19 protein-coding genes are annotated in these 17,914 nt (G+C 69.4%); 7 read left to right on the top strand and 12 right to left on the bottom strand.

All coding sequences use genetic code 11. The features are described 5' to 3' along the window. The 3 genes from ACQP2X_RS07070 to ACQP2X_RS07060 all read right to left on the bottom strand — a co-directional run bounded on the left by ACQP2X_RS07070 (position 1) and on the right by ACQP2X_RS07060 (position 2,120). Entirely contained in the window at positions 1 to 1,197 is a 1,197-nt protein-coding gene (locus tag ACQP2X_RS07070; protein ID WP_498695201.1) for a DUF1015 family protein, read from the bottom strand. A 10-nt stretch (positions 1,198 to 1,207) separates the two neighbouring features. Beyond that, a complete protein-coding gene (locus tag ACQP2X_RS07065) occupies positions 1,208 to 1,420 on the bottom strand; it encodes a hypothetical protein (RefSeq protein WP_498695199.1) in 213 nt (70 codons plus the stop codon). Positions 1,421 to 1,490: 70 nt separating this feature from the next. Beyond that, complete coding sequence (locus ACQP2X_RS07060) at positions 1,491 to 2,120, bottom strand: mycothiol-dependent nitroreductase Rv2466c family protein (RefSeq protein ID WP_498695197.1); 630 nt, start codon at positions 2,118 to 2,120, stop codon at positions 1,491 to 1,493. Between the two features lie 129 nt (positions 2,121 to 2,249). Between ACQP2X_RS07060 and pepN the strand changes: the two genes are divergently transcribed. Then, the gene (gene pepN / locus ACQP2X_RS07055) at positions 2,250 to 4,808 is read left to right on the top strand and encodes an aminopeptidase N (protein ID WP_498695195.1); all 2,559 of its coding nucleotides are present in this window, start codon (positions 2,250 to 2,252) and stop codon (positions 4,806 to 4,808) included. Here the strand turns inward: pepN and ACQP2X_RS07050 are convergent. The 3 genes from ACQP2X_RS07050 to ctaJ form a co-directional block, all read right to left on the bottom strand. Further along, complete coding sequence (locus ACQP2X_RS07050) at positions 4,805 to 5,368, bottom strand: Uma2 family endonuclease (protein WP_498695193.1); 564 nt, start codon at positions 5,366 to 5,368, stop codon at positions 4,805 to 4,807. The two genes, pepN and ACQP2X_RS07050, sit on opposite strands and share 4 nt — an antisense overlap. A 123-nt stretch (positions 5,369 to 5,491) precedes the next feature. Beyond that, complete coding sequence (locus ACQP2X_RS07045; RefSeq protein ID WP_498700832.1) at positions 5,492 to 5,881, bottom strand: DUF5130 family protein; 390 nt, start codon at positions 5,879 to 5,881, stop codon at positions 5,492 to 5,494. A gap of 64 nt (positions 5,882 to 5,945) precedes the next feature. After that, complete coding sequence (ctaJ, locus tag ACQP2X_RS07040) at positions 5,946 to 6,233, bottom strand: aa3-type cytochrome oxidase subunit CtaJ (RefSeq protein WP_498695191.1); 288 nt, start codon at positions 6,231 to 6,233, stop codon at positions 5,946 to 5,948. Between the two features lie 248 nt (positions 6,234 to 6,481). Here ctaJ and ACQP2X_RS07035 point away from each other — a divergent pair, with 248 nt between their 5' ends. After that, positions 6,482 to 6,976, top strand: coding sequence for a hypothetical protein (locus ACQP2X_RS07035; RefSeq protein WP_498695190.1), 495 nt, complete (start codon positions 6,482 to 6,484; stop codon positions 6,974 to 6,976). A gap of 187 nt (positions 6,977 to 7,163) precedes the next feature. Further along, positions 7,164 to 7,967: a class F sortase gene (locus ACQP2X_RS07030; protein WP_498695188.1), complete on the top strand. Its 804-nt coding sequence runs from the start codon at positions 7,164 to 7,166 to the stop codon at positions 7,965 to 7,967. 175 nt (positions 7,968 to 8,142) lie between these two features. On the opposite strand, the gene ACQP2X_RS07025 is transcribed toward ACQP2X_RS07030, so the two are convergent. Continuing rightward, positions 8,143 to 8,691 carry an HNH endonuclease gene (locus ACQP2X_RS07025; protein ID WP_097319820.1) on the bottom strand — a complete coding sequence of 183 codons (549 nt, stop codon included), beginning with the start codon at positions 8,689 to 8,691 and terminating at the stop codon, positions 8,143 to 8,145. Positions 8,692 to 8,881: 190 nt separating this feature from the next. Here ACQP2X_RS07025 and ACQP2X_RS07020 point away from each other — a divergent pair, with 190 nt between their 5' ends. The 4 genes from ACQP2X_RS07020 (at position 8,882) to ACQP2X_RS07005 (ending at position 13,229) form a co-directional block, all read left to right on the top strand. Beyond that, positions 8,882 to 9,946, top strand: coding sequence for a mechanosensitive ion channel family protein (locus tag ACQP2X_RS07020; RefSeq protein ID WP_498695186.1), 1,065 nt, complete (start codon positions 8,882 to 8,884; stop codon positions 9,944 to 9,946). A gap of 210 nt (positions 9,947 to 10,156) precedes the next feature. Next, complete coding sequence (locus tag ACQP2X_RS07015) at positions 10,157 to 11,458, top strand: MFS transporter (protein ID WP_498695184.1); 1,302 nt, start codon at positions 10,157 to 10,159, stop codon at positions 11,456 to 11,458. Beyond that, positions 11,455 to 11,868 (top strand): globin, encoded by a 414-nt coding sequence (locus ACQP2X_RS07010; RefSeq protein WP_498700830.1) that lies wholly within the window; start codon positions 11,455 to 11,457, stop codon positions 11,866 to 11,868. Before ACQP2X_RS07015 ends, ACQP2X_RS07010 begins: the two co-directional genes overlap by 4 nt. Positions 11,869 to 11,972: 104 nt before the next feature. After that, positions 11,973 to 13,229 (top strand): delta-60 repeat domain-containing protein, encoded by a 1,257-nt coding sequence (locus ACQP2X_RS07005; protein WP_498695183.1) that lies wholly within the window; start codon positions 11,973 to 11,975, stop codon positions 13,227 to 13,229. A gap of 434 nt (positions 13,230 to 13,663) precedes the next feature. Here the strand turns inward: ACQP2X_RS07005 and ACQP2X_RS07000 are convergent, their stop codons facing one another. The 5 genes from ACQP2X_RS07000 to ACQP2X_RS06980 form a co-directional block, all read right to left on the bottom strand. After that, entirely contained in the window at positions 13,664 to 14,245 is a 582-nt protein-coding gene (locus tag ACQP2X_RS07000; protein ID WP_498695182.1) for a type III secretion system chaperone family protein, read from the bottom strand. A 131-nt stretch (positions 14,246 to 14,376) separates the two neighbouring features. Beyond that, on the bottom strand, positions 14,377 to 15,036 hold the full coding sequence (locus ACQP2X_RS06995; RefSeq protein ID WP_498695181.1) for a DUF8185 domain-containing protein: 660 nt from the start codon (positions 15,034 to 15,036) through the stop codon (positions 14,377 to 14,379). After that, entirely contained in the window at positions 15,033 to 15,440 is a 408-nt protein-coding gene (locus ACQP2X_RS06990) for an acyl-CoA thioesterase (protein ID WP_498695179.1), read from the bottom strand. Before ACQP2X_RS06990 ends, ACQP2X_RS06995 begins: the two co-directional genes overlap by 4 nt. Then, on the bottom strand, positions 15,433 to 17,109 hold the full coding sequence (gene ettA / locus ACQP2X_RS06985) for an energy-dependent translational throttle protein EttA (protein WP_498695178.1): 1,677 nt from the start codon (positions 17,107 to 17,109) through the stop codon (positions 15,433 to 15,435). Before ettA ends, ACQP2X_RS06990 begins: the two co-directional genes overlap by 8 nt. Positions 17,110 to 17,236: 127 nt before the next feature. Then, a complete protein-coding gene (locus ACQP2X_RS06980; RefSeq protein WP_498695176.1) occupies positions 17,237 to 17,710 on the bottom strand; it encodes a hypothetical protein in 474 nt (157 codons plus the stop codon). Positions 17,711 to 17,914: the final 204 nt, after the last annotated feature.

Genomic DNA, 17,914 nt, shown 5'->3' with positions numbered 1-17,914 from the left:
TCAGTCGAGCTGGGCGAGAACGAGACCGCCTCGGGCCTTCGGCGTGAACCACGTGCTCTTCCGCGGCAGCTTCTGCCGCTCCAGGTTCACCGTGACGAAGTCGTCGACGGTGACCGGCGCGATCAGCACGGCCAGCTCGGAGCGGCCCGCGTCGACCTCGCCCCGCAGCCACTCGGCCGGGTAGTCGCCGCCGATGTACGAGATCCGCTTGTCGCCCGCGTCGAGGCCGAGCACGTCGCGCAGCAGCACCCGCTCGACCAGGGCGTGGTCGAGGTTGTCGACGGCCGACAGGTTGGTGTTCACCGGAAGGCCCAACGTGAAGGACCGCCCGGAGGCGTACACCTCAATTGTCCCTTTGGACGGCACCTGCGCGGGTCGCGGCACCTCGGTGACCGTCGCGCCGGCCGCGCGGAGCCGGGCCAGCAGGTCGGCCAGCGGCACCGGCAGCTCACTGACCAGGCGGTTGTAGGGCTGGATGGCGACCGAGGCGGGCGTGGTGACGACGGCCAGGAAACGCGGGAAGCCGGCCGTCTGCGCGGCCAGGCTGCGGTGGTTGCCGTCGGCCACCACCAGCTCGCCGCCGCCGGCCAACGTGGTCAGCTCGTCCTGGAGCGCGCCGGGGCCGACCGGCCAGATGGCGTGGGTGCGGCCGGTCTGGTCGGTGTCGGTCGCGGCGGGCTCGCCCGCCTCCTCGATCGCGGCGGCCAGGGCCGCGTGCAGCTCGTCGCCCTTGGTGGTCTGCAGCAGCAGCACGGGCGAGAGCAGCGTGCCCAGCGCCTCGGCCAGGGCCACCCGCTCGCGGACCTTCTCGATGAAGACTTCCTCGTTGCGGATCACCAGGCCGGGCTCGTCAGCGCGGGTGGAGATCTGGTCGGTGTCGACCATGCTCCAGAGCCCGTACGCCGGCGGCTCGCCCTCGCCGGTGATCCGGTAGAGCACGACGACCTGCTCGGCCGGCTCGTAGCTGCCGTCGGCGCGCTCCAGCGCGAGCCGGGCCACCGCGTCCGGCAGCGCGTCGGTGAACGACTTGCCGAGCGAGTCGGGAGCGAGATGGGGCATCTCGACAGCGAGAGAACTATGCGGATTGTCGGCGATGATGGACGTGATTTCGGCGTCGTCGGCGAATTCGTCGTAGTTCTGGGCGCCGGTGCCACCAGTGGTGACCCAGGCCTTGCTGATCGGGTGCACGACCGTCATGTCTGCCAAGTTACCGGGCGGGCCGGTGGTGCCTGCCGACGGGCATGTTGCCCCGTGACCTGGCCAACTGACCTTTTCGCCAGTCTCCGACCGGCCGCTGCAGGGGCAGCGCCGAGACCGTGACCGGCGGCGCCACCAGGCTTGCCACCTCGGGTGCGAGATCGGTCCAGTCCCCGCGCTGGACCGCGATGGTGGACAGCGCCACCGCTTCGGTGTCGGCCATGTGTGTTCTCCGTCTTGGATGAGGCGTATCTCACCTCATCCAACGACTCGTACGGAGTTGCAGAAGCCGGTCAGTCGAAAATGGGACCGATGTCCCTCGAACGCTTCAACTCGAAGAAGCCGGGGGTGCCGGCGACGAGCAGGACGCCGTCCCACAACTTGCCGGCCGCCTCGCCCTTGGGGGCCGGGGTGACCACCGGGCCGAAGAAGGCGACCTTGTCGTCGCCGCCGTTCGGGCCGGGCGCGTGGATGACCGGGGTGCCGACGTCGGTGCCGACCGGCTTCATGCCGGCGTCGTGGCTGCCGCGCAGCGCGTCGTCCCAGGCGTCGCTGGTGGCCGCGTCGGCCAGCGCGGTGTCGAGGCCGACCTCGGCCAGCGCCTCGGTGTAGAGCTTCTCGTCGAGCTCGTACTTCTTGAGGTGGATCCGGGTGCCGAGGGCCGTGTAGAGGTCGCGCAGCACCTGGGGGCCCGCGGCCTCCTCGGCCGCGATGCAGACCCGTACCGGACCCCAGCCCTTGGCCATGAGCTCCTGATATTCCTCGGGCAGATCCCGGCCCTGGTTGAGCACGGACAGGCTCATCACGTTGAAGCGGACATCGAGGGGACGGACCTTCTCCACCTCGAGAAGCCAGCGGGAAGTCATCCAGGCCCACGGGCAGATGGGGTCGAACCACATGTCGACCGTCGAGCGTTCTGTCATGGGTCGATACTCCTCCAAGCAACTATCTATTGCTCGACTGTCCTGTGCAGGACGCCGGGTGAGGTGTGCCACCCGTAGCCGTCCGCATAGGCTGAATAGGAAAGCTTGTGCGCTCAGAGGAGAGTGACTGTGGCCGGAGTTCGTAATTTGACCCAGGTGGAGGCCGCCGAGCGCGCTCGCCTGCTCGAGGTCACCGGGTACGACATCACGTTGGACCTCACCGACGGCCACGGCAATCCCGGCGACGGCACCTTCCGCTCCACCACGGTCGTGACGTTCACCTGCCGGGAGCCGGGGGCCGAGACCTTCATCGAGGCCGCGGCGGCCTCGGTGCGGTCGGCGACCCTGAACGGGCAGCCGCTCGACCTCGCCGGGTTCTCGGCCGAGAAGGGTCTGACCCTGACCGGCCTGGCCGCCGAGAACGAGTTGGTGGTCGACGCCGACTTCGCCTATTCGGCGAGCGGTCAGGGGCTGCAGCGCAGCCTCGACCCGGTGGACAAGGAGATCTACCTCTACAGCCAGTTCGAGACCGCGGACGCCCAGCGGGTGTACGCCGCGTTCGACCAGCCCGACCTCAAGAGCGTCTACACCTGGCACGCCACGGTGCCGGCGCACTGGAAGGTCATCTCCAACAGCCCGGTCGAGCGCGAGGAGAAGGCCGGGCCGGGCGCCAAGACGGTGCACTTCGAGAAGTCGGCGCGGATGAGCACGTACATCACCGCGCTCTGCGCCGGCCCGTACCACGAGGTGCGCGACGAGCACGACGGCATCTCGCTGGGTGTCTTCAGCCGCGCCTCGATGGCGCAATATCTCGACGCCGACAACCTGTTCGAGGTCACCAAGCAGGGCTTCGACTTCTTCCACGAGCAGTTCGGCGTGCGCTACCCGCTGCCCAAGTACGACCAGCTGTGGGTGCCCGACTTCAACGCCGGCGCCATGGAGAACTTCGGCTGCGTGACGCACGCCGAGGCGCACTACATCTTCCGCTCGCAGGTCACCGACTTCGAGTACGAGCAGCGCGCCAACACGATCCTGCACGAGCTCGCGCACATGTGGTTCGGCGACCTCGTGACCATGCGCTGGTGGAACGACCTGTGGCTCAACGAGTCGTTCGCCGAGTGGGCCAGCCACTGGTGCAACACCCGGGCCACCCGCTTCACCGACGCCTGGACGACGTTCCTGTCGGTGCGCAAGAGCTGGGGCTACCGCCAGGACCAGCTCTCCTCGACGCACCCGGTCTACACCGAGATGCCCGACCTCGAGGCCGTCGAGGTCAACTTCGACGGGATCACGTACGCCAAGGGCGCCAGCGTGATCAAGCAGCTCGTGGCGTACGTCGGCCTCGAGCCCTTCCTGAGCGGCCTGCGGGCGTACTTCAGCAAGCACGCCTGGAGCAACGCGACCTTCGACGACCTGCTCACCGAGCTCGAGGCCGCCTCCGGCCGCGAGCTGCGCAAGTTCGCCGCCCAGTGGCTAGAGACGTCGCAGGTGAACACCCTGCGCCCGCTCGTCGAGATCGGCGCCGACGGCACGTACGGCAGTGTCGTGGTCCAGCAGGAGGCCCCGGCCGAATATCCGACGCTGCGCACCCACCGCATCGGCGTCGGCCTCTACGATCTCGAGGGCGACCGGCTGGTCCGGCGCGACCGGCTCGAGATCGACGTGACCGGCGAGCGCACCGAGATCGCGGCCCTGGCCGGCGTCAAGGCGGCCGACGTGCTGCTGCTCAACGACGACGACCTGACGTACGCCAAGCTGCGGCTCGACGAGCGCTCGATGGCGACGGTGGTGCGCCACATCGCCGGCCTCGACTCGTCGCTGGCCCGGGCGCTGTGCTGGAACGCGGCCTGGGACATGCTGCGCGACGCCGAGCTGGCGGCCCGTGACTACGTGACGCTGGTCTGCTCGGGTCTGCCGGCCGAGACCGACATCAACCTGTCGACGTACACGTTCCGACAGGCCTCGACCGCGATCGCCCAGTACGCCGACCCGGCGTGGCAGGCGACCGGATACGCCCAGCTGGCCGAGCTCGCCCGCACCCAGCTGGCCGCCGCCGCGGCAGGCACCGGCTGGCAGCTCACCTGGGCCCGCGCGTTCGTCGGCGCGGCCCGCACCGAGGACGAGCTGGCCGTGCTGCGCGGCTGGCTGTCCGGCGAGGGTGTGCCCGAGGGCCTGGTCGTCGACACCGAGCTGCGCTGGTCGCTGCTCCAGGCGCTGGCGTCGCTGGGCGAGGCCACCGAGCAGCAGATCGAGGACGAGCTGGCCTCGGACCGGACGGCCAGCGGCGAGCGCGAGGCCGCGGTGGCCCACGCCCTGATCCCGACGGTCGAGAACAAGGCCCGGGTGTGGTCGAAGCTGACCGAGGGCACCGTGCCCAACTGGCTCAACCGCTCGCTGCTGACCGGTTTCCAGAGCGCCAAGCAGGTCGAGCTGACCGCGCCGTACGCGACGAAGTTCTTCGACGTGGTCGGCGACGTGTGGGCCCGCTCCGACAGTGAGCCGGCTCAGGAGTTCGCGATGCTGGGCTACCCGGTCTACCAGATCAGCGAGGAGACGGTGGCACTCACCGACGCGTGGCTGGCCCGCGACGGTCAGCCGGCGTCGCTGCGCCGCCTGGTGGCCGAGGGCCGCGACGGCGTCCTGCGGGCCTTGAAGGCCCGCGCGAAGGATCTGTCGGCGGCCGGCTAGAGCCAGGCCGCGGGGGCGATCCGCATCGGATAGGGGGCGTCGAGCTTGACCGGCTCGGCGCCCTCGACGCTGTGCACGGCCTGATAGCGGTCGCCCGTCAAGGCGTACGTGTGAAGCAAGGGTGTCGCCCGGCCCGGCTCGACACGCCAGAAGCTCGGGATGCCCGCCTCGGCGTACAGCGAAGGCTTGAGAAGACGGTCGATGCGGCGCGTGGCCGGCGTCTCGATCTCGACCACCAGGGCGACGTCGGCCGGATCGCACCAGACCGAGCCGGACGAGCGCGGGCGCAGCACCAGCACGTCGGGCACCAGGTTGCTCTCGCCCATCTGGACGCCGACCCGGTCGCAGACCCACCAGCCGGGCGGCGCCGACGAGCGCAGGGAGGTCACGACGCCGCGGACGGTCGCCTGATGCGACTCCGGCGGCGGCGGTGACGCGTGCAGGCCGCCGTCGATGATCTCGTAGAGGTGGCCGTCCTGCGGGAACAGGTGAAGGTCGGGTTCGGTCCACTCGCCCTCGGGGGCGCTCCATCGAGCGAGGGTGTACGAAGCCGGGCTCATCAGGGCCACACCGGACCACCTCCATCACCGTGGGCTACAAGCCTAGCGACAGAGCGTTGTTACCGCCCGGTTTCGGGCACGAAAAAGCCCCCGGACGACCGGGGGCTCATTTCGCGGTAAGTGTCAGCGACGGCCGGCGTGCGAGGCCAGCTGGTCGAGACCGGCCATGACGCCACCGGCCAGATCGCCACCGGCGAAGGCGGCCGACATCGACAGGCCGGCCAGCTTCGCGTCCCGGTCGGAGATCCGCTTGCGGGCCTCGGAGCCGGTCACGATCTCCAGCTTGCGCTGGTTGGGCGAGACCGCCAGCAGGACCGCGTTGCCGGCGTCCTTGACCTGCGCGGCCAGCTTCTCCGCGAACTCGCGGGTCGGCGTCTCGAACTCGCCGATGTAGACGCTGAAGGTCAGGCCGGTCGACTCGTCGGCCACCCGCAGCGCCTCGTCGAGACGCAGCAGCTGACGAGTGGTGAACGGGCCGTCCTCGACCTCGTTGCCGGAGGACGCGTGGACCAGCGTGTCGCCGCCGGGCTCGTCCAGGGTGGTCAGCGCCTGGCCCTTCCGCGGCTGCTTGCCAAGGTCACCAGCTGTCACTTGCGCCTCCTGTAGAACCGGGCTTGACCGGGGCCCCGGAGCTGTCCTCCAGAACCGAGCCGCCCGTCAGAGCCGGCTGAGCGTGGCCATGACCGCCCACGAGCTTTTCCGGCCTGGCCAGGAACCAGATCGGCTGGAAGTCGTAGGGCCGGCCGGGCCGGTAGCGGTGTGTGCGCTTCGTACGGTCGGCGCCGGCCATGACGAGCGCGGCGATCAGCCCGATGATCACCGCCGGAATGACCACGAAGACCAGAACGGTGCTTGAAATCGACAACGTCAACGCCCCCAGGCGCCTGAATTTCCGAAACTGATCCGAACAACAGTCACGGTAGCGGAGCGCAGGTCATGCCGCTCCGTCGGGTCTATATCTTGCTCAGCCTTCAGTCCGGTTTAGGGCGGCGGAGGGGTGGTTGGACCGGGATCCAACGAAGGGGATCTCGGCGTATTGGGGTTGGAGATGCGAAAATCACCCTCACGCGCCGTTCGTGGCCACGTGTCCCGGGACGGCAGGAGGGGGAATCGATGCGCATTTCCGTCCCCGCCGCCCTGGCGGCGCTCCTTCTGGGGCTGTTTGTCCCAGTCGTGCTGATCGACGCGGCGCCGGCCCGTGCCGCCGCCATCTTCCTCGAGGTCAACCCCAGCACCGTGCCGGCCGGCGACGAGCTGGGGCTCCGCGCGTCCTGTGACGACAATCTCAAGGCGGCGACGGTCACGTCCGGGCTGTTCGGAACGGTCACGGTGGCGCCGCAGTACGGCTTTCTGACGGCGACCGTACGCGTCCCGTCCGGCACCCGGCCCGGCGACTACCGGGCCGAGCTCCGCTGCCCCGACGGGCACACGACGGTGGCGACGGTGCACGTGGTGGCCAAGGTCGAACCGGCCCGGGGCCCGGCCACCGGTGGCGGAGGAACGGCTCCGGGCCGCAACGCACCCGTCCTGATCGGCGGCGGACTCGCGGTCATCGCCGCCGGCCTGGTCCTCGGCGTGCTGTCCCTGCGCCGCCGGCGGCTCGGCTGAGGGCCCGGCGATGACCGGCCAGCCCCCGCCACGCCAGTCACCGTCCCGCCCGTCACCGCGCCCCCGCCCGGGCACACACGAAGGGGCCGCGCACGGGTCCGCTTCGCACGGGGGCGCTCGCTCTGGGGCGCCGCGTCAGGGTGCTGGGCGGGGCGGGGCGGACGCCTCTCGGCCTCGTCGTGAGGCGGTGACCGGGCCCCGGATGCCCGAGTCGGTGTTGCGCAAGAAGCCGGCGCAGATCGCGGCGCCACCGCCCGGGACCATCACCGGGCCGTTGCCGGCGCCGTCGCCTCCGCTGGGGCGGCATCCCTTTCGGCAGCCGAGCCCCAAGCCGCTGCCGAAGTCGCCACCCCGGCCCACCCGCGGCCGCAAGCCGTGGCCGATCGGGATGATCGCGCTGGCCCTGCTCTTCCTCGGCCTGTTCGTGGTCGCCATGGGTCTGGGCGCGGCGACCAACCTCGACCTGGGCTCACTGTTCGCGGGCCAGGAGAAGAACGAGCCCCCGCCCCGCTCGTTCCCGGTGCTCGACCCGAGCCGGCCGATGCGCCTGACCATCCCGGCCATCAACGTGCGGGCGCCGATCCTCGAGGTGGGCCTGGCCGACGACGGCACGGTCGGCGTGCCGCCGCTGGAGCGGCACAACGAGGCCGGATGGTTCGACGGGGGCCCCACGCCGGGCCAGTTCGGGCCGTCGCTGATCGTGGGTCACGCGGACACGCGTACGGGACCCTCGGTCTTTCATGCCCTGCCCAAACTGAAGCCCGGCGAGCGGATCGAGGTGCAGCGGGCCGACCGTTCCGTGGCGGTCTTCGAGGTCAACTCGGTCGAGCACTTCGACAAGGGCAAACTCCCCGTCCAGCGCGTCTACAGCGATTACAGCCGCCCGTCCCTGCGCCTGCTGACCTGCGGCGGCCGCTGGATCGGAGGCAGCACCGGCTACCAGGACAACATCGTCGTCTTCGCCTCACTCGTGGATTCCCGGCGCCCCTGAACCCGGCGCCACCCGCGATTTGCCCGTCAATGAGATGAGCCCGGTTTTCCGACGCCGTGGGGTGTGCGGCGTCGGAAAACCGGGCTCATCTCATTGACCTCCCAGGGCAAATCGCCCGCTGAGCGAAGCGAAGCCAGCCAGCTCAGCAGCCGTATGCAACCAGCTCAGCAAATAATTAAGCCGCCTCGGCTTCCAGAGCCGGGGCGGCAGGGAGGTCGAGCCAGTCGGCCCAACGGGGGTCTGGCGTGCGGTGTCCGAGGACCCGCCATGCCACCCCGCGTGGTGCGGCCGGTATCTGGTGGAGCCTCCAGCCGAGCTCGGCGGGCGTCTTGTCGCCCTTGCTGTGGTTGCACTTGGCGCAGGCGGCCACCACGTTCTCCCAGGCGTGCAGGCCTCCGCGGCTGCGCGGGAAGACGTGGTCGATGGTCTCGGCCGAACCTCGGCAGTAGGCGCAGCGGCCGCCGTCCCGGGCGAAGATCGCGCGGCGGGAGAGGCCGACATGGGTGCGGTACGGGACCTTCACGTACCGGGTGAGGCGCACCACCGAGGGGACCGGAAGATTGGTGTGCACGCTGTGCAGGATGCCGTCGCCGTCCGAGACGCACTCTGCCTTGGCGGTCAGGACGAGGATGGTCGCTCGACGCACCGATACGACGCACAGCGGCTCGTAGGTGGCGTTCAGAACCAACGCGGATGAGCCCACTATGGGTCGTATGTCAGGCATCGAAGTTCACCCTTCGGGTAAAGGTGTTACTGGCGCTCCTGCGTGCGTAGTCGAGACCGTGTGCGCCAATAGTCCCTGATGGATGACCAAATTGCGAGCGAAATCCGTAGCCGGAGGGTAAACGTCTGAGGTCAGCAGGCTGTGCGGCACCTGAGTGCGCGGTCGCCGGCTCCCGGTACGGTTGTGCCCCGTGTTGCTTCTAGCCCCATCCCCCTCACCTTCGCCCGACGTCTACACGACGATCAACGTCGAAGAGGTCTGCAAGACCGACGCGCTCTGCAGCCGGGTCCTGGAGTGGACCGGCAACCAGTGGCTGGCCAGCAGTAGTTACGTGATCATCGTGAAGCCGCTGCGGATCATCGGCATCATCCTGATCGCGCTGCTGATCCGCTGGCTGCTGCACCGGGCCATCGACCGCCTGACGCACACCACGACCCGGGCCTCGATGCCGGCCCTGCTCAAGCCGCTGAAGGAGAGGGCGGCGCAGACCGCCGAGGAGGGGCAGTACATACCGGAGCGCCGCCGCCAGCGGGCCGAGGCGATCGGGTCGGTGCTGCGCAGCTTCGTCAGCGCCGTCGTCTTCACCATGGCGACCCTGCTGGTCCTGGGTGAGTTCGGCTTCAACCTGGCCCCGCTGCTGGCCAGCGCCGGCATCGTCGGCGTGGCCCTCGGTTTCGGTGCGCAGAGCCTGGTCAAGGATCTGATCGCCGGTCTGTTCATGCTTTTGGAGGACCAGTACGGCGTCGGCGACACGGTTGACCTGGGCGAGGCCACCGGTGTGGTCGAGACGGTCGGCCTGCGCATCACCACGGTCCGCGACGCGCGCGGGGTGCTCTGGTACATCCGCAACGGCGAGATCGTCCGGGTCGGCAACAAGAGCCAGGGCTGGGCCATGGTGGTCATCGACATCCCGATCGGCTTCGTGAACTCGGAGACCGCCATCGCGGTGCTCAAGGAGGCCGCGCAGCGGGTGGCCGACGCGCCCGAGCACCAGACCGAGTTCCTCGAGCCGCCGGACGTGGTCGGTGTCGAGCAGCTGACCGTCGACGGCGCGGTCATCCGCACGATCGCCAAGACGACTTCGGACGGTCAGGTGGCCGTACAACGTGATCTCCGGCAGGCGCTGACCGAGTCGCTGGAGACGAGCGGGCTCTCCGAGCGCATCGCCGCCTCTCGATTGCTTCCGCGCAGTGCGGTGCCGCCGGCGTACCTCGGCAATTCCGAAGCGGACCAGCAGCCGGGTGGAGCCACCTGAGCTGGGATTAGGGCGTACGGGGGATGGTCGAACTCGACCGAATGGCCGACATTCCGCCCGTACGCCCTAGCATCGACTCGGACGATCGGGCAGAATCCGCCTTGAGCATTTGCACATGCGGCATCACGTTCCCGGCGGGCGTCAACCCCCGCGCGGGCGCGCACGGCGCTCGCCGCGACCCGGTGACAGCCAAGATCGAGAGAGGACCTGGTGTCCGAGGCGGTGACAGAGAGCGATAGGAAGGTCACCTTCCGCGACCTGTTCGGCGTGCGCGAGTACCGTGCGCTCTATCTCTCCCTGATCGTCAACTGGGTCGGCGACTATCTCGCCCGCGCCGCCATCACCGTCCTCGTCTACGAGGAGAGCAAGTCCGTCCTCATGTCCGCGGCGGCGTTCGCGGTCAGCTTCCTCCCCTGGGTCGTCGGCGGGCCGCTGCTGTCGGCGCTGGCCGAGCGCTACCCGTACCGCCGGGTCCTGATCACGGCCGACCTGTTCCGCATGGTCGTCATCGGAATGCTGCTCATCCCCGGCGTGCCGATCCCGGTCATGCTCCTACTGGTCTTCCTGGCCAGCTTGGGCACGCCACCGACACAGGCGGCCCGGTCGGCCCTCCAGCCGCTGGTGGTGGGGCGCGACAAGCTGCCGATGGCCGTCGCCACGAACGCCACGACCGGGCAGGCGGCCCAGGTGTTCGGCTATCTGGCCGGCGCCGCCCTGGCCACCGCGATCAACCCGCAGGTGGCCCTGGCCATCGACGTGGCCACCTTCGCGGTCTCGGCCGCCCTGATCACCTGGGGCGTGCAGCCGCGGCCGGCCGCGCACGACCGCTCCGAGCGCCGCCACCTGCTGCGCGAGTCGGGCGAGGGCTTCCAGCTGGTCTTCGGCACGGCCACCCTGCGCTCGATCGCGATCATGGTCTTCGTCCTGACGATGTTCGCGGTCGTTCCCGAGGGCCTGGCCGCCGCGTGGGCGGCCGAGGCCGACCCCGACTCGGCCACCCGCGGCATCGACCAGGGTCTGATCATGGCGGCCGGCCCGATCGGCTTCGTCGTCGGCGGGCTGCTGATCAGCCGGCTCGCCGGGCCCGAACTGCGCGACCGGCTGGTGCGGCCGCTCGCGGTGCTCTCGGCGCTCGTGCTGGTGCCGGCCCTCACCGGCCCGCCGCCGCCGGTGGTGGCGCTGCTGGTGGCGTTCTCCGGCATGGCGCAGGGCGGGGTGACGCCCACCCTCAACGCCCGTTTCGTGCTCATCCTGCCGCACGGGTACCGCGCCCGGGCGTACGGCGTGATGCAGACCGGCATGCAGCTCAGCCAGTTCGCCGCCGTGATGATCACGGGTCTGCTGGCCGACCATTTCTGGCTGCCGCTGGTGGTGGGCCTGTGGAGCGTCGGCGGCACGGTCGCCATGGGCGTGCTGGCCGCGAGCTGGCCTAGTCGCGAGGCGTTCACGGCGGCCACCGAGCAGGCGTCGCCCGAGCACGAGCATCACGGCCGTCACAGGGCCGTGGCCTGACCGCTCCTGCGCGGGGCTGGCAGGATGGAACAGTGACCGACCCCGCCAACTTTTTCGAAGCCGTGGGTGGCGAGCCCACGTTCCGGCGTCTCGTCGACCGGTTCTACGAGGGTGTCGCCGACGATCCCCTGCTGCGCCCGATGTACCCGGAAGAGGACCTGGACCCGGCGGCCGACCGGCTGACCCTGTTCCTGATGCAGTACTGGGGCGGCCCGAACACGTACTCGGCCTCGCGGGGCCACCCGCGCCTGCGCATGCGTCACGCGCCCTTCGTGGTCGACTTCGCGGCCCGCGACGCCTGGCTGAAACACATGCGCGACGCGGTCGACAGCTTGGAGCTCCCGAAGCCGTTACATGACCAGCTTTGGGACTATCTGGAACGCGCTGCGCATTTCATGGTCAACGCCTGAGCTGGCTGGCTCCGCTTCGCTCCGCGGGCGATCGTGTCCGTTACGTCTTCATTGTCGTTGAGCGGTAGGTAAATCCGCTGCTCAATCGACCTGGAGCCTTTCGCATGCGTCGCCGCCTGCTTGCCGCCGCCACCGTCGCCGCCGCCGCTGTGGCGTGCGCGCATCCCGCGGCGGCCGACCTTGCCCAGCGCACCGTGGTGTCGCCGAACCCGGTGGACTTCACCCCGCACGTCCTCGACGGCACCGTGTGGTCGATGACCATCGTCGGCGACACCGTCGTGGTCGGCGGCGCCTTCACGAAGGTCACCGACAGCACCCGCAAGACGACCTTCGCCCGCAAGAACATCTTCGCGTTCGGCCTGAACGACGGCGCCGTCCGCGGCTTCGCCCCGCAGGTCGACGGCGCGGTCTACGCCCTGACGGCCGGCGAGGACGGCTCGGTCTACGCCGGCGGCGCCTTCAAGACCGTCAACGGGGCCGCCCAGCGCGGCATCACCCGCCTCACCATGGGCGGCCAGCGGGTCAGCGCGTTCAACGCCAAAATCAACTGGGGCGACGTCCGGTCGCTCAACGCGCGGGGTTCCCGGTTGTACGCCGCCGGCACGTTCTCGGCCATCAACGGGGTGAACCGGGCCGGGCTGGCCCGTCTCAGCGCCGCCACGGGGTCCGTCGACACGGGATTCGACGCCAAGCTGACCGCCCCCGGGCTGAGCCGGACCCGGGTCGAGCACTTCGACATCTCGCCGGACGGGCGGAAGCTGGTCGCGGTGGGGGCATTGCTGCGGGCGAGCGGGTACGACCGTACGCAGATCGCGATGTTCGACGTGTCGGGGCCGTCGGCGCAACTGTCGAGCTGGTACACGGACGCGTACAAGCCGCAGTGCATGAAGGGGTTCGACACGTACCTGCGGCAGGTCAAGTTCTCGCCGGACGGGTCGTACTTCGTGGTGGCGGCCACCGGGCGGGCCAGCTCGCCGGATCGGCTGTGTGACTCGGCGGCCCGTTTCGAGGTGGCGGGGTCGGGGCGGCACAATCCGACCTGGGTGCAGCGGACCGGTGGGGATTCGTTGTACGCGGTGGCGGTTACCGGGGCGGCTGTTTATCTGGGTGGGCACCAGCGGTACTTCGACAATCCGTACGGCTCGGACGCCAAGGGGCCTGGGCCGGGGGCGGTCTCTCGGCCTGGGATCGGGGCGGTCAGCCCGTCCACGGGGCGGTCGCTGACGTGGAACCCCACGCGGTCGCGGGGGGTTGGGGTTCGGGTCTTTGTGGTTCACTCCCGGGGGCTGTTGGTCGGGTCTGACACTGATCAGCTGGGGCGGGAGTATCACGGGCGGGTGGGGATGTTCCCACTGGGCTGAGCTGGGTGCATACGGCTGCTGAGCTGGCTGGCTTCGCTTCGCTCAGCGGGCGATTTGCCCCTGGGGAGTTGATGAGCAGTGTGCGGTTTACCAACGCCGCAAAAACCGACGGCGTCGGTAAACCGCACACTGCTCATCAACGGGGCAAATCGCGGGTGCTCACAAGAGTGGCAGCGCCATGGAAGATTTGACCGTTGTGGTGGGGGGCTGGGCTGGGAGCGGGAGCGGGCGGCCCTTGGTTTTGACTGACTGTGCCGACTATTCATGGCGCTGCCACTGTTGTGAGCGGCCCGCGATTTGCCCCGTTGATGAGATGGCGTGCGGTTTTGTGGCGCCGCGGGGTTTGCGGCGTCACGAAACCGTGCGCCATCTCATCAACTTCCCAGGGGCAAATCGCCCGCTGAGCGAAGCGAAGCCAGCCAGCACAGCCAGAATTACAGCAGCGCGCCCTCGTCGTGTAGCCAGTCCACGAAGCTCGTGGCTACGGCGGCGCCGCAGTCCAGTAGCTCTGTCAGGAGGGCGTCGTGAGTGCCGGCGGCCAAGGGGACCTGGAGCTCGGCGTAGATCGGGAGCTGGCCTCGCTCGGTGGGGTCGCCTACGTAGGCCTTGCAGAAGCGGCGGGTGTGGTTCCACTCGTTGACCACCCGGTAGGCGCGGTCGGCCCAGTCAGGCGGGACCGTCGAGTGCGGGCGGGCCCGCATCACGAGGATCTCGTCGTCGGGGCCCTCCAGGGTGAACAGCACCGCGTGCCGCTCCCACATGGCCAGCAGGCTGCCGCCGCCGTCGGCCAGGAACCGGATGTCGAGCAGGTCGAGCGCCTTGCCGATGCGAGCCAGCGTCACCGGCGCGACAGTCTCGGGCTCCTCGGAGGCGGCCGCGTCGACCGGAACCGGAAGCCGGCCGGGCTCTCGTTGGGCCGGGACGCCGACCCGTACGGCACTGCGAACCGCCGAATCGTCGTCGGCCTCCACCGGGTTACCCGCGGCCGAGCCCGGACGCCATGACCACCACGGCATCTTTGTGCACCTCACTCCCCAGCAGACCCACCGCCGGACGTAGCGAGTGGATCCGAGGGCCGACGGTACCCGTAGGTTTCGCGGAGGTCATCCCCCCAACCGGAGGGCGCAACCGGTCGTACGATACGGCATCACCCTTTCGGGTGATCGACTATAGGCATAACGGTCAATTTCTTGACGGCCTGTAGCCACGCCACTCCATATGGTGCGGAAAGACCCACCCAGCGCCCCGATACCCGCACTCGCGTCGCCGAGTCCTCAGTGTCTCCCGCGCCGAGGAAACCCATCCGGGAGATCGCCTGAACGAGTCGCTGGGACACCTCGACCGGGCTACCGCCGGGCGGGGTCACGACGAGGGCGACGTGATCGAGAAGCGCGTCGCGGAGGGCCCGCTGGCCGACCGCGCGCCCGCTGAGACCGCCGGCCGTCACTTCGCGCAGGGTGCCGGCGGCCGCGACGGCGAGCCGGCTCAGCTCGGCCCCGGAGACCGACTCGACCGTCTCCCCGCCGGGCGGGGGCAGCGGCCAGCGCCACTGCGCGTCGCGCAGCGGTGGCAGCTCGTCTCCCCCGCGGGCCAGCACGCCCAGCAGCTCGCGGGCGGCGACGGTGGCGTCCTGCGGGCCGTGGCCGGCCACCTCGCGGGTCACCAGCACGTCCCACGGCAGACGGGCCCAGAGCGCCACCCGCCCGCCGGCGGTCTTCAGGCGTACGGGGGCGCCGGGGTCGAGCCGCACCAGCCGCGCGAGGAAGGCGCCCGCGTCGGGAACACCGACCAGGCCGTGGGAGGTCATGACGCGACGTACGGTCGCAGGAACTCGCGCTCGGCCTCGGTCAGCCGCCGGGGATGGCCCTGAGCCAGGTGGTACGGCACGCAGACCGACTTGGCCCGGCTGGCCAGCACGTCGCCGTCGAACAGCTCGTACGAGACCGTGAACGACGCCGCGCGCACCTCGGAGATCCACATTTCGACGCGGACCGGGTCGCCGTAGTCGACGGGGCGCAGATAGTCGACCTCGTGGCGGGCGATGACGATGCCCTCCTCGAACGAGCCGAGCCCGTGCTTGCGCGCGCCCACGAAGAACATGGCGACGCGCGCCTCCTCGTACAGCGTGAGGAAGCGCGCGTTGTTCACGTGCCCGTACGCGTCCATGTCGGACCAGCGCACGGGCACGTCGTAGACGAACTTCTCAGTCACGAGTGAGCTTGCGGTACGTCACCCGGTGCGGGCGGGCCGCGTCGGCGCCGAGACGGTCGACCTTGTTCTTCTCGTACGCCTCGAAGTTGCCCTCGAACCAGAACCACTTGTCCGGGTCCTCGTCGGTGCCCTCCCACGCGAGCATGTGGGTGGCCACCCGGTCGAGGAACATGCGGTCGTGGGAGATGACCACGGCGCAGCCCGGGAACTCGAGCAGCGCGTTCTCCAGGCTCGACAGCGTCTCGACGTCGAGGTCGTTCGTCGGCTCGTCGAGCAGGATCACGTTGCCGCCGATCTTCAGCGTCAGCGCCAGGTTGAGGCGGTTGCGCTCACCACCGGAGAGCACCTTGACCGGCTTCTGCTGGTCGGGGCCCTTGAAACCGAAGGCCGCGACGTACGCCCGGGAGGGCATCTCGACCTTGCCGACCATGAGGTGGTCGAGACCGTCGGAGACGACCTCCCACACCGTCTGGTCGCCCTGGAGACCCTCGCGGCTCTGGTCGACGTACGACAGCTGGACCGTCTCACCGACCCGGACCGAGCCGTCGTCCGGCTTCTCCAGCCCGACGATGGTCTTGAACAGGGTGGTCTTGCCGACGCCGTTCGGGCCGATGATGCCGACGATGCCGTTGCGGGGCAACGAGAACGACAGGTGGTCGATGAGCGTACGGCCGTCGAAGCCCTTGACCAGGTCCTTGGCCTCGATCACCGTGTTGCCCAGACGCGGGCCCGGCGGGATCTGGATCTCTTCGAAGTCGAGCTTGCGCGTCTTCTCGGCCTCGGTGGCCATCTCCTCATACCGGTCGAGGCGGGCCTTGCTCTTGGTCTGGCGCGCCTTGGCGTTCGACCGCACCCACTCGAGCTCCTCGGTGAGGCGGCGCTTGAGCTTGGCGTCCTTGCGGCCTTCGACCGCCAGACGCTGGGCCTTCTTGTCGAGGTACGTCGAGTAGTTGCCCTCGTACGGATAGGTGCGGCCGCGGTCGAGCTCGAGGATCCAGTTGGCCACGTTGTCGAGGAAGTACCGGTCGTGGGTGATGGCGATGACCGTGCCGGCGTACTTCGCGAGGTGCTGCTCCAGCCAGCTCACGCTCTCGGCGTCGAGGTGGTTGGTGGGCTCGTCGAGCAGCAGCAGGTCGGGCGCCTCGAGCAGCAGCTTGCAGAGCGCGACACGGCGGCGCTCACCACCGGAGAGCTGGGTGACGTCGGCGTCCGGCGGCGGGCAGCGCAGGGCGTCCATGGCCAGCTCGAGCTGGGAGTCGAGGTCCCAGGCGTTGACGTTGTCGAGCTGCTCCTGGAGCTTGCCCATCTCCTCCATGAGCTCGTCGGTGTAGTCGGTCGCCATCTCTTCGGCGATCTTGTTGAACCGGTCGAGCTTGGCCTTGGTCTCGGCCACGGCCTCCTCGATGTTGCCGAGGACGGTCTTGGAGTCGTTGAGCGGCGGCTCCTGCGCGAGCATGCCGACGGTGTAGCCGGGCATCAGCCGGGCCTCGCCGTTGCTCAGCGTCTCGATGCCGGCCATGACCTTGAGCAGCGTGGACTTACCGGCGCCGTTGGGGCCGACCACACCGATCTTGGCGCCGGGCAGGAAGTTCAGCGTCACGTTGTCGAGCACGACCTTGTCGCCGTGCGCCTTGCGCGCCTTTTCCAGGACGTAAATGAACTGGGCCACGGTGCGCCCTACCTCCGTGATCGTTGAGTTGCGCCGCCAGAACGAGCGCAGAATGCCGGGGCAATCTTTCCAGGTCGCCCTGCGGACCCCTAACTCAACCCCGCCGAGGCGTCAAGGATTCCCCGTATCACTCGAAATCGACGACGTCGTCGACCTGGGTGTCGCGGTTGTCGGTGAAGTCGATCTTGAGCTGCCGGCGGGAGATGAAGAACTGGTTGCCGTTGGCCGCGGTCGCCTCGTACGCGTTCTCGCCGGTCTCCACGACGTCGGTCAGCAGCAGGCCGTTGACGCCCTGGACCAGCGCCTTCTTCTCGCCGCCGGTCTTGCTCTGGTAGAACAGCCGGCCCGCCGGGTCCTGGCAGATCCAGACCACGGTGCCGCGGTCGGTCACGTACCGGTGCAGGCGGCGCAGCTCGTCCGAGAAGCCCAGGCTGCGCGCCTTGGCCAGGGTCTCCGGCGGGCACAGATCCTCGGCCGGGATGGCCGGCGCCGGAGCTGAGACGGTCTCCTGCGGCTGCTGGTTCTGCTGTTGTTGCTGCTGCTCCCGCTCGCGCGCCTCCTCGCGGCGCTGCTTCTCGCCCAGCACGAATCCGGTGGTCATTCCGATGATCGTGAGGAAAACGGTGGCAATGACCACAGGAAAGAAGATCGGCCGCCGTGGCGGGGAAAGATCATCCGGAGGTGTCACGGGCCCAGAATGACACCCGGCCGCCACCATGGTCCACGGCGGCCATCGAAGACTGGGCACGCCCCGTGCTGCTACGCACAGTAGGCTCACGGTGGGAACAGAAACGACCCGGAGGTG

This window comes from Actinoplanes sp. CA-131856 (assembly GCF_050956135.1).
GTDB lineage: Bacteria > Actinomycetota > Actinomycetes > Mycobacteriales > Micromonosporaceae > Actinoplanes.
Note: the sequence above shows the minus strand (reverse complement) of the source record. Positions and strands in the feature narration are given on the sequence as shown.

Excerpts from the sequence above, each read along its gene's own strand:
- ACQP2X_RS07070 (WP_498695201.1), bottom strand. The coding sequence starts at position 1,197 with ATGACGGTCGTGCACCCGATCAGCAAGGCCTGGGTCACCACTGGTGGC.
- ACQP2X_RS07065 (WP_498695199.1), bottom strand. The coding sequence starts at position 1,420 with ATGGCCGACACCGAAGCGGTGGCGCTGTCCACCATCGCGGTCCAGCGC.
- ACQP2X_RS07060 (WP_498695197.1), bottom strand. The coding sequence starts at position 2,120 with ATGACAGAACGCTCGACGGTCGACATGTGGTTCGACCCCATCTGCCCG.
- ACQP2X_RS07050 (WP_498695193.1), bottom strand. The coding sequence starts at position 5,368 with ATGAGCCCGGCTTCGTACACCCTCGCTCGATGGAGCGCCCCCGAGGGC.
- ACQP2X_RS07035 (WP_498695190.1), top strand. The coding sequence starts at position 6,482 with ATGCGCATTTCCGTCCCCGCCGCCCTGGCGGCGCTCCTTCTGGGGCTG.
- ACQP2X_RS07025 (WP_097319820.1), bottom strand. The coding sequence starts at position 8,691 with ATGCCTGACATACGACCCATAGTGGGCTCATCCGCGTTGGTTCTGAAC.
- ACQP2X_RS07005 (WP_498695183.1), top strand. The coding sequence starts at position 11,973 with ATGCGTCGCCGCCTGCTTGCCGCCGCCACCGTCGCCGCCGCCGCTGTG.
- ACQP2X_RS07000 (WP_498695182.1), bottom strand. The coding sequence starts at position 14,245 with ATGCCGTGGTGGTCATGGCGTCCGGGCTCGGCCGCGGGTAACCCGGTG.
- ACQP2X_RS06995 (WP_498695181.1), bottom strand. The coding sequence starts at position 15,036 with ATGACCTCCCACGGCCTGGTCGGTGTTCCCGACGCGGGCGCCTTCCTC.
- ACQP2X_RS06980 (WP_498695176.1), bottom strand. The coding sequence starts at position 17,710 with ATGACCACCGGATTCGTGCTGGGCGAGAAGCAGCGCCGCGAGGAGGCG.